The 13,638-nt window shown below is 62.0% G+C and carries 10 protein-coding genes; 6 read left to right on the top strand and 4 right to left on the bottom strand.

The features are described from left to right. The first annotated feature begins 222 nt into the window (after positions 1 to 222). Complete coding sequence (locus JNK74_26065) at positions 223 to 1,038, top strand: hypothetical protein (protein ID MBL7649656.1); 816 nt, start codon at positions 223 to 225, stop codon at positions 1,036 to 1,038. Between the two features lie 170 nt (positions 1,039 to 1,208). Here JNK74_26065 and JNK74_26060 read toward each other — a convergent pair whose 3' ends face one another. Beyond that, positions 1,209 to 1,652 (bottom strand): GatB/YqeY domain-containing protein, encoded by a 444-nt coding sequence (locus tag JNK74_26060; GenBank protein ID MBL7649655.1) that lies wholly within the window; start codon positions 1,650 to 1,652, stop codon positions 1,209 to 1,211. A 215-nt stretch (positions 1,653 to 1,867) separates the two neighbouring features. On the opposite strand from JNK74_26060, the gene JNK74_26055 reads away from it, so the two are divergent. After that, positions 1,868 to 2,227: a sigma-70 family RNA polymerase sigma factor gene (locus tag JNK74_26055; protein MBL7649654.1), complete on the top strand. Its 360-nt coding sequence runs from the start codon at positions 1,868 to 1,870 to the stop codon at positions 2,225 to 2,227. A 66-nt stretch (positions 2,228 to 2,293) separates the two neighbouring features. On the opposite strand, the gene JNK74_26050 is transcribed toward JNK74_26055, so the two are convergent. Beyond that, positions 2,294 to 3,226 (bottom strand): NTP transferase domain-containing protein, encoded by a 933-nt coding sequence (locus JNK74_26050; protein ID MBL7649653.1) that lies wholly within the window; start codon positions 3,224 to 3,226, stop codon positions 2,294 to 2,296. A gap of 288 nt (positions 3,227 to 3,514) precedes the next feature. Here JNK74_26050 and JNK74_26045 point away from each other — a divergent pair, with 288 nt between their 5' ends. After that, positions 3,515 to 4,759 (top strand): ATP-binding protein, encoded by a 1,245-nt coding sequence (locus tag JNK74_26045; GenBank protein ID MBL7649652.1) that lies wholly within the window; start codon positions 3,515 to 3,517, stop codon positions 4,757 to 4,759. Here JNK74_26045 and JNK74_26040 read toward each other — a convergent pair. Then, a complete protein-coding gene (locus tag JNK74_26040) occupies positions 4,756 to 5,457 on the bottom strand; it encodes a DNA alkylation repair protein (GenBank protein ID MBL7649651.1) in 702 nt (233 codons plus the stop codon). The genes JNK74_26045 and JNK74_26040 overlap by 4 nt on opposite strands. A 13-nt stretch (positions 5,458 to 5,470) precedes the next feature. Continuing rightward, positions 5,471 to 7,756, bottom strand: a complete 2,286-nt coding sequence (locus tag JNK74_26035; protein ID MBL7649650.1) for a dienelactone hydrolase family protein — start codon at positions 7,754 to 7,756, stop codon at positions 5,471 to 5,473. A gap of 338 nt (positions 7,757 to 8,094) precedes the next feature. On the opposite strand from JNK74_26035, the gene JNK74_26030 reads away from it, so the two are divergent. The 3 genes from JNK74_26030 to JNK74_26020 all read left to right on the top strand — a co-directional run bounded on the left by JNK74_26030 (position 8,095) and on the right by JNK74_26020 (position 13,381). Continuing rightward, on the top strand, positions 8,095 to 8,739 hold the full coding sequence (locus JNK74_26030) for a hypothetical protein (GenBank protein MBL7649649.1): 645 nt from the start codon (positions 8,095 to 8,097) through the stop codon (positions 8,737 to 8,739). Between the two features lie 323 nt (positions 8,740 to 9,062). Next, complete coding sequence (locus tag JNK74_26025; GenBank protein MBL7649648.1) at positions 9,063 to 9,644, top strand: PEP-CTERM sorting domain-containing protein; 582 nt, start codon at positions 9,063 to 9,065, stop codon at positions 9,642 to 9,644. Between the two features lie 260 nt (positions 9,645 to 9,904). Continuing rightward, entirely contained in the window at positions 9,905 to 13,381 is a 3,477-nt protein-coding gene (locus JNK74_26020) for a DUF1080 domain-containing protein (protein MBL7649647.1), read from the top strand. Positions 13,382 to 13,638: the final 257 nt, after the last annotated feature.

Genomic DNA, 13,638 nt, shown 5'->3' with positions numbered 1-13,638 from the left:
AAGTATAGCCAATTCCAACCCGGAGCCCACAACTATATTTATCTGGCATTATTAGCGGTAATAGCAGATCTGCACCCAAAAGATACGAAAAGTCGGCTCATGAGTCCGGTCACTTCGCCGACCCGCGCACCAAGCACGCCAATGGCGCTCTCCCAGCGTCCGGGCGATGCGCTCTTTGTGATTGCCCGTCATTGGTATATACTGAGCAAGGAGGCGCGCCCCATGAAATCGCAACGCAAAGGTTCCATCTGGCGTACGCTGCGCAATTTCACAATCTCCACCATCGTGCTTCTCATTCTACTTGCTATTGGCGTACCGTGGGGCCCGCATAATCTCTTCCCGCACCACTCCAAATCCATGAAGACCATGGCCGAGATTCAGAATATCGAGCTTGGCATTACCAAGATACTGGCGGACTCGGGTCAGTCGCGTTTGCGCGACTTTTTCGATCCACCGAAATTCGAGGCGCGCGTCGCCCAACTGATTCGCGAACAGTCCATGGACCCGTTTCAGGCGAGCGTCGAAATATACACCTCGGCTACCTATGTCCTCCTCAGGAAAGGACGGCACGCGCTGGACCCCGGGATGGCCGATGACCACCAATCGGTGCTCAAGACGGACCTGGTCGAAAAGCTGGGCAATTCCTACTATCCCGACCTGGGGCTCGATCCCTGGGGCAACCTCTACCAGATCCTTCCCGGCCCCTGGCCAGCAGACATGGGTCCTGTGGTCTTTCGCACATACTTGTCTGCCTATCAGAGCACCCCGGCCACAGACAATCTCATCATGTCCGGCTTGGATTTCGAAACCGGCGAGCCCAATACGTTTGGCTTCCCCGCGCCCGCTGATCAGACTGACTACATCTGGTCCTTCGGCGCCAATCTCATCTCCGGCCAGCCGATTTATGATTCGAGCCATGCCTATACGCCTCCGGCGCAACAGCACTATGAGGGCGGTCAGGAACCGGAGCTTATGGGCGGCGGGGACGACATCAACAACTGGGATCGGAACCAGACTTTCATGCGCTTTTACAATTAGTTGGCGATTGGGGACCTGGAAACCGGATCACGTTCGCCGAGTCAACAGGGAGGGAAGAGACGGCTCGCCCTGAATACCGAAAAACTGGAACCACAAAGCCAACGGCACGAAGCTGGATATCGCCGCTTCGTGCCGTTGTATTTTCTTTGGAAACTCTTTTCCGTTTATTTTCAGCCCAGGACTTCTTTGCAGAGCCGGTTCAGCATCTGGCCGTCGGCCAGGTCGCCCAGTTCCTTCTTGATGGCGCCCGTGAGCTTGCCGGCGTGGGTCACGTCGGGGTTGGCCGCCAGGAAGGCCTGGATCTTCTCTCGAAGCTGATCCTCGGAAAGCTGCTTCGGCAGGAATTCTTCGAGGATGGCGATCTCCTTCTTCAGGTTCTCCACTTCCTCGGTCTTGCCGTGGGCCGCATAGGTCTCGATGCTCTGCTGGCGCTTCTTGGCCTCGGCGCGCAGGGTGGCGATGGCGTCGTCGTCGGACAGGGCCGATTCCTTCGCGCTTTCTTTCTCTTTCAGCAGCAGCGCCGCCTTGGCCATGCGCAGGCACTCCAGGCGCACCTGATCCTTATTCTTCATGGCCTCTTTGATGCCCTGTTGCACGTCGTCTTTGATACTCATGGGTAATTTCGCCTCCATCGCGATTTCGTGGGTGGTTCAGCCGCCTATAGTAGCACGCCGCGCCATGCGCATGGGAGCGGCCCGCCCCCGGAAATAACAAGGATTTCCACCCTTTTTCCAAAGTACTTCCCGGCCCCGCCTCCCCTACCCTGCCTTCCACACCAACGCGCAAGAGGCGTCCGGCGGCGGACGCTCAACCCAAAGGAAGGCATATCATGGAAAAACGCAACTATGCGGACCGCTTCAAGGTCAATTGTGGCCCCTCGGCCATGGCGGGCTTCACCAACGAGGAGAGTCCCTGGAATGAGGACGAGCAAAGCATCGCGGCCGGGCTGGCCTGGGGCGAGGAAAAAGAGCGGCTGCTGAACTGGGTGCGCTGGCAAATGCGCTGGCGTCTCAGGGAGAAGCAGCGGCGGGCCATCGAGCTGTACTACTTCGAAGACCTGACCTACGCGGAGATTGGCCTGAGGATGGGGTGCAGCAGTTCCGCCGCCTACCGGTCGGTGCGGCGGGGCCTGGAAAAATTGCGGGAGTCCGCGAGGCGGGAAGGCGTGGGGTGGTCGCTTGACCGTTGACCGTTGACAACGAAGGCCTGGTGGCCGCTCCGCCGATCCGATCCGTCGGATCGGTCCGCTCTCCGTTCAGCGGGCAATGAGACCCGACGCGATCACGGCATCGCACAGGTCGGCCTCTGATTCCACCACGGCCCCCGGCAACACAACACACCGTTGCAGACGGATGGGGTGCGTAATGCGCGCCCCATCCCCCACGGCGGATTGTTCCAGCACCGCGCCGGGTGCGATTGTGCAACCGTGACCGACAAGCTGCCTCTGCCCCAGGGCTTGCAGCGCACGAACGTTGCACGCGATCACGTCCGGGGGAACCGTAATGTTTACGTCCCACCCGGTCATTTCCACCCCAAAAACCGGCGCGGCGGTGTCGATGAGCACCTGAATCGCGTCGGTCAACTCGAATTCATTGCGCAGCGCGGATCGCGGGGTCTGGCGGATGGCCTCAAAAATGCGCTCGTCAAACAGGTAGAACCCGCAGCCCTTGGCGCGGCAATCGACCTCCGCCGGCTTCTCCACCACCCGACGAATCCGTCCGCCGGGCTCCAGATCGACGCTGAAATTGCGCCGCACGGCGGCGGGCTCGGCACCCCGCTCGATGGCGAGCACTGCGGCCGCCCCCTCCGCTTCGAATACCCGGGCGGCCACGCCGAGGTGGGTGAACTCGAAGTAGATGTCTCCCAGCAGGAGATAGAAGGGTCGGCTGATGTGAGACGCCAGAGCCGCCACGGCGTGGGCCAGGCCATGGCGCTCGTGTTGCTGCACATAGTGGATCGCAACCCCGTGCTCCCGGCCATCCCCCAGGGTCCCTTCGATCAAGGCGGCATGATGTCCAATGACGACCAGGATCTCCCGCACGTTGAGCGCCCGCAGGGTCTCCACGTGGCGGATGATCAGGGGCACGTTTGCCACCGGCAGCAGCGCTTTGGGACAGTGGTCCGCCAGGGGGCCCATCCGGCTGCCACCGCCCGCCGCGAGGATAACCCCCTGATAGGGACTAGGCATCGGGGTGGCTCCTTTCGCGAGATGGGCAGATCTGAAGCGCCATTGTGGCGCAGGAAAGCCGGAGGGTGCAAGTAGAAGCGCGGGGCGAGCGGTGGTGTTCGCCCTGCTCATGAAAGTGAGGTCCTTGCCCCCAGTTTCGATGCCAACAGTTTTCAATCAGCCGCACTAAAAGTTTTCAATTGGCCGAACCCTAACCTTTCAATCAGCCGACCCATTGTTTTACAATCAGCCGAACTCACGCCATCCTCGGTTTCGATCAGCCGAAACCCAACCGTACAATAGGCCGATATGGACTCCCCCGCCACCTATACCCGATTGATCGAGCCTCGCCTCCTGGAGTCACTGGAGGACTCCCCCGTGGTGCTTATCGACGGGCCGAGACAGTGCGGGAAAACTACGCTGGCGCGCCAGGTGGGCCAACGTCTGGGCTACGCTTACTTCAGTTTCGACGACGACGCCATGCTGGCGGCCGCGCTGTCCGATCCCGTCGGATTCATAGACGATCTGCCGCAGAAGGTAGTTCTCGATGAAGTGCAGCGCGCCCCCGAACTATTCCGGACGATCAAGGCCACGGTTGACCGCAATCGTACACCGGGCCGCTTTCTCCTGACCGGGTCGGCCAATGTGCTGGTGCTTCCGCGCCTCTCCGATTCCCTGGCGGGCCGCATGTCCATCTTGCGCCTCCATCCTCTGTCCCAGTCGGAGCTGGCGGGCGCGCAGCCGGGCTTCCTGGATTGCGCCTTCTCCGGCGGCTTCCCGGTAACGAGCAAGCCGCGCCTCAAAGAAGATCTGGCCAGTCGCATCGTGGCGGGAGGCTATCCAGCGGCCCTCGCGCGGGCCGACGCGCGACGGCGCGCGCGGTGGTATCACGACGATCTCATCACCATGGTGCAGCGGGACGTGCGGGACATCTCCCGCATCGCGTCGCTGGAGGCCCTGCCCCGCCTGCTTGCGCTGACGGCGGGCCAGACGGCCCGTCTGGTGAACGCGTCGGACCTGGCCGCGCCCTTTCAACTGAGCCGCCCGACAATCCGCGCCTACACCACGCTGCTGGCGAATGTGTACCTGCTGGCGGAGTTGCTGCCGTGGCATGCGAATCTGCTGAGCCGCCTCGTGAAGACGCCCAAACTCCATATCGGCGATACGGGCCTGGCCTGTGCCCTGCTGGGAACGGACGCCCCCGCCCTGTGGGGCAATCGCGATCTCCTGGGGCAACTGGCGGAGACCTTCGTATTTCAGGAGTTACAGCGCCAGGCCAGTTGGCACGAGGACCCCGTCACCTTTTACCACCTTCGCAATCGGGACGGCGTGGAGGTGGACATGGTGATGGAATCCCGTGGGAGAGTCGTGGGGATCGAGGTGAAAACTTCGGCCACCTTCCAGAAGCGCGATCTGAGCGGGCTCAGAAAGTTGCGCGCCGCCTGCGGCGATCGCTTCAAGGCCGGGATTGTCCTTTATGACGGAGAAGTCGCCGCGCCCATGGGCGATGGCATGTACGTCGTGCCCATACGGCAACTGTGGGAAAAGGCCTAACAGCGCTTGCGTTTGGTGATGCCGCCTTTGGCCGCATAGTGCGCGCGGGTCTTGGCGATATAGGCGGCCGCGTCGGGGGTCTTGCACCCGGTCTCACCGTGATCCACATCGACCCTCCCGATGCGGCCCGCCGCCGCGGTGGCCAATTCCGCAAGATGCTCGTTGCGCGATCCGATGGCGATGAGGGCGTTGTTCATGGTATGGCGCGTGCGATTCCCGGCGCCGTGAATCCCCGACTCTATCCGCGCGAGCATGGACTCAAATTCATGATCCGGCAGCCCCGTTTCCGCCAGAGCGAGATGGGCCAGGATATTCCAGCCCGCGCTGGACCGCCATTCGTCCCTGGTCTTGATCCAGGCCGTCATGCACGCCCGGGCATGGGGTGACTTCGCAACCAGGCCCGAGAGGGCGTCGGTCAGCACATAGTTGGAGAGTTCCGCCGCTCTGGCTTTCAATTCGGCTGCGGTAACGGCGGCCGGATCGTCGATCATGCAGGCAAGTACCCGGGCGTCGTGGTTGCCTGAGTCCCACAAGGCCACCGCCAGATCGTGATTGATTTTGATCGCCTTCTTGAGCTTGCCCAGCGCGGCGTAACTCACGCCGAAGCAGGGTCCGGTCACGCCATGGCGCGCGTAGGTCTTGCGGTTCTGGGCGGTGCCCTCGCGCTCCAGGGCACCCATACAATCGTCCAAGGTCATGGCCGCAACTCCGCTACTGCGTCACCACCGGAAACTTCAACTTGTCGCGCAGAAACTGGAAGGTACCCACGCCGTGGATGGTATGGGGACCGTTGAAGTACTCGATGGTCGTCTCGTCGCCGAGGCCCAGACGATCATAGCGCTCGCGGGTGCGGGCGTATTCATAGCTCACCCACTCGCCCGGCGCGACGCCGTCGTCATGGCCGCGCTCGACCATGAAAGGTCGCGGACAGATGAGCCAGCTCATCTCGGCATAATTGAAGGTGTTGCCCAGGTTCCACTCGAACATCTCGTATTCCCCGTGGAACACATAGCTGTAGATCCGGCGCCGGGTCACGTTTTTCCAGATCCACTCGTTGTAGTCGCCGGAGCAAATGGAGAGGCAGTAACCATCCAGCACGGCGGGCACGCGCATGGCCGTCTTGCCGCCATAGCTCAGTCCATAAAAAGCGATGCGCGCGGGGTCCACCTCGGGCAATGCTCCCAGCCACTCCAGGGTGCGGCGATGCTGCTCGATGATGTAGCTGAAGAGCGAAAGCTTGAGCGGGTTGGCCTTGCGCTGCAGGGTGCGGAAGTGGTCTTCGCCGATGTAGGGGTTCTGGGGCGCATAAACGATAAAGCCCTCTTCGGCCAGCTTCGCCCCAAAGCGGTGGTAGTAGTGGCTGTCGCTCGCGGGATCCGTCACCTCCTGGGGACGCCCTTCGAGGCCATGCTGGCAGACGACCACGGGGCGCTTCTCGCCGGGCGCGATGTTTTTCGGCAGCAGCAGAATACCGTAGGCGTAGACCTGCTCGTTTACATCGAGCATGACTTCGTAGCCGGTGAATTTCTCCGTGTCGTAGATCTCGCGCGTGCGCGGATTGAGCGGCACCGTGCCCTGGGGCAGCTTGCCCATCAACTGCTCGTGAAAGAATTTCCGATAACGCGGCACGGACTTCGCCCAGGCTTCGGCGGAGCTGGCATCGGCCTCTTTCCACACCGACTCACGGGCAAAGGGCGCTTCCGCGAGGATGTGGTCCGTCCAGCCGAGCATGCCCTCCACCTGACGTTTCATTCGCGCTTCAGCGTCGGGTATCTCCGTCTCCGCGCGGGGTGAGGAAGCCGTAGCGGGCAACCCATCGAGCCCGAGGGCCGAAGAAAAGGCTTCCAGCGTTGCGGGTTGTCCGGGGAGCCCGACATCAACAGCCGAACGCTGTAGCCAGGGCGTGCCCTCGCCGACGGGTACGTAGGTCAATGCCTGGGCCACTTCCGACTGAATTTCCTCGGTAGAAGGATTGGGCACCACGCCCGGTGCGGCCCCCGAGCGGCCTTCGGTCGCAGGCGGCCCCGTGACGGCGGGCGGTGTGGCGGATTCCACAATCAAGGCGCGTGGCGCGATCAGCGCGGCCACTTCGGCATTGCCAAAGTCCGTCAGCAATGACCAAACGTTTCGGTAGATCGGCTCGGTCCACAGGCCCTCGCGCGGACCGAAGTAGCCCGAGACCACCGTCGCCTGGACACGCGTGTCGAGTGCCGCGGCGTGCAGGGCGATCAGGCCGCCCTCGCCATAGCCCATGAGGCCCAGTGGCGCTTCCGACGATTGGGCCTGGAGCCAGTCGAGGGCCGAAAGCACTTTCTGAATCTCATAGCCGATAACATGGCGTCCCATCTCGTAGGCGGCGCGGTAGATGAACTCGCGGTGCGGCTGGTTTGTCATGCGCACATCGGGATGGCCCGACCAGGTGTCGGCGCGGTTCGCCAGGGTCGGAATCAGGATACGGTTGCCCTGCTCCGCCAGCGTCACGGCATAGGCGTTGCCCGGCGCAAGACCCAGCAGCGACTCCGGCGATTCATCCGCATCGGGCAGGAGCACCAGGGAAGCGCGCGGATCGCCATTGGGCTCCACCAGCAGCCCTTCGCCCCAGGCCCCCTGATAAACCGGCCAGCGCACGGCATAGACCCTATAGGCGTCCCCCACCGCAATCGGCCCCTCCTTACCCGGCGCGGACACCGTCTCCATCGCCACCGGCAGACGCGGATCCACCGCACCGAGGATTACACGTAGTTTTTCGCGGTGCACCGGCGCGAAGCCTTCGGCAGCCGCGCTTGCCGTCCATTTCGCCCTGCGCGCCGTCTGTGCCGCGACCGTCCGTGCGTCCAGATCGGCGTGGATGCCCGCCACCATCTGCTCGGCAAGGTCGCCTTCAAGCGTGAGGGGCGCGGTGCCGGGGAGGGGGGTGGCGAGGCTGGATTGAATTGCGCTGGCTGCAAGCAGAGCGACGATGAAGCAAATGGCGCGCGGTGAGAGGGTTGAATGCATGAGTCGCTCCTGTGCCGGACAACGGGTTGAGTACGGCCAATTCTATGCGGAGCGGGTGAAGGAATCCAAGCGCCACAGCACCACCATGATGGGTCATATCACGCGGCTGGGTAACGGTGGCAACGCGTATCCGGACACTCACGACGGGATTAAAAATACTATTTCTGCGAATACGCCTTCCCACAAATCGGAAATCGCTACATTTTGCCCGCAACATGAAATATTCATTGAGAATTTCCCCGCATAGGGGTATACTGAGCGTACTTGGTGGTAGATGCTAATCAGGGCATAAGGTGTGAGAAGCGCCTGATCGTCCTACAAATAATGGGTGAGGAATCATGTTGAGGAACATAAAACTAGTAGGCGTACTGGTGTCGTTGGGGGTGTTGTCATCATTGCCAGTCAATGCCGCTATTTTCAACGACATTTCAATCAGTGGCACTCTTGACTCTAGTGCCGTAATTTTCACGCCATCTACGGAAGATGTAGTGAATGGTGATGTAGAGTTTTCAAGTGTCTTGGATGTAAATGATAACTCTGCAACCGCGATGGCGTCGTTTAATTTTGACGAGTTCGCTGGCGGCTTGAATCTAAGAGCGCTATTTGAGGGCCAAACTGCCACCACATACACTGTAAATGCATTCAGTGTAACATTCACGAACATCATCAATTCGACACCAGGCTCCTCCTTTTCCTCGATTGCATTTATCGGAGACTCTGATTTTGATAGCTCAAGTCCTGACTATCTTAGTGGGGTAACGATCTCCAATTTTGTCGACGACCCGTTACAAGGCATTTCATTTACCCTCGATTTTAGTGATTTCGACGTTGAGATCTATTCTCGACACGTTGAACTGGAAATACTGTACAGAATCGACGATCCCAACTCCTCCGTCGTCCCCGTGCCCGCTGCTGCTCCCATGGCGCTTCTCGGCCTGGGCGTTCTGGCCCTTGCGCGGCGCTTCCGGCGGAAAACGAGCTAACGTCAAATAGCATTTAACCTCCCAGTCGGGCGGCATGGCTCCAGGCCTGCCGCCCGATTGTTGTTTTCCGGGATCCGGCTTTCCGAAACGACTGGAACTTGGCTCCAAACCCGACGGGCGCCTCCCCCAACCCGCCGCAACGCAATATTCGCGTTCATTCGCGTCCATTCGCGGTTCAAGACCCTTTCTCCCTCATTTTCCCGCAGTTCCCTTGTGCAATTCCCCATTGGGCGGTATACTTAAGGCACTTGGTGGCTGCAGCAAATCAGAAACAAGGAGTGTCGTGCTTCTCTTGTTTCTCTTACACGGGTGAGGATACTACCTTGAAGAACCCCATTGGCATGGGCGCAGCGCTCCTGCTGTGTCTGGCGCTCGCCGCACCGGCCCGCGCAACCCTCGAAGCCGACCAGATTGTCGGCTCCTCCACCGGGCTGACCACCTTTAACGCCGGCCCGGAGACCATCACCTTCGATTTTGACCCTGAATTTGTCGGAACGCTGGACATCGCGGGAAGCGCTCCCGTCAATTTCGATCTCAGCTTCTTCTTCTCCGATGATTTCCTGACCGTCTTCATCGAGCATAACTTGAGCGGCTCCACGCAGTTCATGACGGATTTCACCGTGACCTTCTCCGACCTGGACTATGTCGGTTTCCCGACCTATGTCTTGTCGGATGTAACGTCCGCCTATGACACCCTGGGCGGCGGTGCGGGACTCTCGGTAAGCTTTACCGACGATTCTTTCGAGTTGACCTTTACCAACTTCGAGGTCACGGAATCGCGCGAGCTCGGCCTGGATCTGGTCTTCGAAGAGGACGACCCGGTTACACCCGTCCCCGAGCCGGCCTCGCTCACGCTGCTGGCGCTGGGCGCGGCGGGACTGGCGCTTAAGCGCAAGTTCTTCTGACCTTCAACAGCCGACGCACCGATCATCATGGGCCTTCCTTTGGGAGGCCCCTTTTTATTTGCGCGCCGAAGCTGGACAGCGCGTGACGGGATGTTTTAGTCTCTTAGGCGCCTCGTTTTCGCGCGACTGCGCGCGGATCCGGCGCGGTAAACGGCGATGTCGCGCCGGGCCTGTTCCAAGCCTCGCGACCGCTGGCCGATACCCTTCACCCTGCGCGGAATCTTCCGTTCCGCGCGTGACATCAACCCATGGAGACGATTATGCGACTAAGAAATTATCTGGCAAGTCCCGCCTTACGCCTGGCTGCGGCCGTGGCGCTCTGCGCGGGCATCGCGGCGCCCGGCGCGCACGCCGCGGAGGACGGATTCACCCCGCTCTTCAACGGCACCGACCTGAGCGGCTGGACCGGCGACATGAAGCTGTGGCGCGTGGAGAATGGCGAGATCGTCGGCTCCACCAAGGGCGTGAAGCTGGAGAAGAACACCTTCCTCTCCACGGAAAAGACCTACTCCGATTTCGTGCTCAAGGCGCGGGTGAAGCTGACCAACCACAACAGCGGCATCCAGTTCCGCAGCGAACAACTGCCGAACCACGCCGTGAAGGGCTACCAGGCGGACGTGGCGGAGAAGACCTACTTCGGCATGCTCTATGAAGAGCAGGGCCGGGGCATCCTCCCCTACTGGAACGAATACACCGAAGATCAGCGCGAGGCCGTCTTCGCCGCCGCGAAGCTGGACGACTGGAACGACTACGAGATCACCTGCCAGGGCGATCACGTGAAGATCGTGCTGAATGGCTACACCACCCTCGACTTCGTCGATCCCGCCGGCGCGAAGGCGGGCATTATCGCCCTCCAGCTACACGCGGGCCCCGAGATGGAGGTCCACTTCAAGGACATCGCCATCAAGGAACTGGGCGAGAAGAAAGCCATGAACGAGGGCGAGTTGATGCCCAACGCCGAAGCGCGGGAGGCTAGGCTGGCCTACCTGGGGGAACGGTTTCGGCTTCCCGACGGGTTCTCCGTTGAGGAAGTCGCAAACCACGACCTGATGGGCTCGGTTATCAATCTTACCTTCGATCACCTGGGCCGCCCCGTCGTGGGCGCCCAGGACGACGGGGTCCGCATCCTGCTGGACAACGACGGGAACGGCAGATACGAGTCGCAGGAAAGTTTCAGTGAAGACGTAAAACGGATCATGGGGATGCTGTTCACGGCGCCCGGCGATCTGCTGGTGCAAGGGGAGGGGCCGCAAGGCCCCGGCCTCTACCGCCTCACGGACTCGGATGGCGACGATAAAGCCGACGAGACCGCCCTGCTGATGGCTTCGAACGGCGGCATGGGGGAACACGGCCCCCATGCCATCGCGCGGGGCTTCGACGGCTACCTCCACGTGATGTATGGCAACCACGCCCACCCCGCGGCAGCCCTTGATCCCCTCTCCCCCAGCCGGGGCCTGGAAGAGGATCACCTCCTCCCCCGCTATGTGGATCCCCGAGGCCACGCCACCACCATCATGGCGCCCGGTGGCACTATCGTCCGCGTGGACCCCGAATTCAAACGCTGGGAACAACTCGCCGGGGGCTTCCGCAATGCCTACGACCTGAGCATTGATCGCAGCGGCGAAATCATGACTTTCGACTCCGACATGGAGTGGGACGTGGGCCTGCCCTGGTTCCGCCCCATCCGCGTGGTCCATGCCGTCCCCGGCGGCGACTATGGCTGGCGCACGGGCTCCTCGGTGATGCCCGCGTACTACATCGACACACTCCCGAGTGTGGACGATGCAGGCCGCGGTTCTCCCGTGGGCGTGTGCTTCTACGAGCACGAGGCTTTCCCCCCAGAGTACCGGGGGGCTTTTTTTATGGGCGACTGGTCGCGCGGACGCATCCGCGTGCTCTTTCCCAAGGCTGCGGGCGCGACGCTGGCGGGGAAGACCCAGGATTTCGTCGTGGGCGAGCCGTTGAACGTGACCGACCTGGATGTGTCGCCCCGGGGCGATCTCTTCTTCACCACCGGCGGCCGCGACACCCAGGGCGGGTTGTATCGCATCCGCTATGGCAAGGGCATCCGAGCGCCCGAGGCGCCATCGACCATTGCCGAGGTGCTCGCCCTTCCCATGCCCCGCTCCGCCTGGAGCCGCCATGCCATCGCCCAGGCGAAAACGGCCCTCGGCGACCTCTGGGCATCGGGACTGACCGCCGCCCTGCGCGACGCCACCCTGGCGGAGCCACTGCGCCTTCAGGCCCTGGAATCGCTGCAGGTTTATGGCCCCCAGCCCGACGCGACGCTCCTTAACGAACTTGCGCGCGATGCCAGCCCCGCCCTCCGCGCCGGCGCCGTGCTCCTCATGGGCTGCGGCGATCTCAAGACCTTCCGCGAGCCGCTTATCAACGCCCTTTACGACAAAGATGTCGTGGTGGCTCGCCGCGCCTGCGAGGCCCTGGTCCGGGCGGGGCTGGACGAGTCCACCCGCGTGGACACCCACGAGGGGCTCATCTCCGGACTCTACCTGCTGCTCGATCACGAAGACCGCTTCGTGCGCTACGCCGCCCGCAAGGCCATGGAGCGCATGCACCGCGACCTCTGGGCCGACAGCATTCTGAGCGACGAAATCGATCGCCGGCCCAGGGGCGTCATGGAAGGCACGCTCGCCCTCATTGAAACCCAGCGCGCCGCGGTCCACGCCGACGCCATCTTTGCGCGAATTGACGAACTGAGCCAGGCCCCCATGGACGATGCCATCTTTCTCGATTTCCTCCGCGTCTTGGAGATGGCCTTCATCCGCGATGTAACCGGAGGCGACCGCGTCGAGACTTTCAAGCCCGTGCTTGGGTCGCGACTCCTCGGCAAATTTCCCCACGGCGACGCCGCCATCAACCGCGAATTGCAGACCCTCATCGCTTATCTGCAGCCACCCGGCGCGGTGGAGGCCCTGCTGGCCACCCTGACGCCCGACAAGCCCCAGGAAGCGCAGATCCACACGATGTACGCCCTCCGCGCCATTGAGCACGGCTGGACCCCGGAAACGCGGGCGCAGGCCGTGGCCTGGTTTGACCGGGGCCGCGAAATGGACGGTGGCGCGAGCATGGAGGGCTACATCAACAACCTCTGGGACTCCCTCATGGAGCGCCTTCCGGACGCGGAGCGGGTAATGGCCGAGAACCGCAAGGCGGAGGCCCTCGCCGCGCGCGAGGAAGCCGCCCTGGCCCTCCTCGCCAAAATCGAAGGCGAGGCCCCGGCCAGCACGACTGACCTCGCCCAGATGAGTTTCGACGAACTCAGCCAGTACCTCGAGTATGATCCCATGGCCTACGTTCCCCAGAAGCTCGAAGACGGCCACAACGTCTTCATCAAGGCCCGCTGCGCCAACTGCCACGTCTTCGGCACCAAAGGCAAAGGGGGCGGCCCCGACCTCTCCACCGTCACCAGCCGCTTCCGCCGCCGAGACATTCTAGAATCCATCATGTACCCCTCCAAGGTGGTCTCCGACCAGTACACCGGCGTGGAAGTCGAGCTGAACAACTTCAATACCGTCACCGGCATGGTCGCGGGCGAAGACGCCAGGACCCTGACCGTCATTACCATCACCGGCGAGCGCGTGGCCATCCCGAAGCGGAGCATCGCGAAACGGACGGAATCCAGGCAGTCCATGATGCCCGAGGGCCTGCTGAACACGATGACGCTGGAGGAACTCGTGAGCTTGATCTACTTCCTGGAGCATGGCGCGGAGGAGTGACGAAGCGAGGGGACCGTCCTGCGCGTAAAGTGACAAGAACCGCGCGGGGCGTCGCGTGCAATAGACGCCCACCCTGCACGAGCGCCGAAGGCCAGGCGCGCGGGACCGTCCCCCGCTTTTACAGTCTAACGACCTTGAGTCCTCCAGTGTATTCCACCCATAGCACTGCTCCCCGACTCTGGCAGGGGCCAACGTGGGTTAGCCTTCCAGGCTGACCACAGGCCTGTCGAAGCGCAAGATGTTCGTGTTCACTGTGG

The sequence above is a fragment of the Candidatus Hydrogenedentota bacterium genome (genome assembly GCA_016791475.1).
GTDB lineage: Bacteria > Hydrogenedentota > Hydrogenedentia > Hydrogenedentales > JAEUWI01 > JAEUWI01.
The sequence above is the reverse complement of the archived record's forward strand: the minus strand, read 5'-3'. Positions and strand labels throughout refer to the sequence as shown.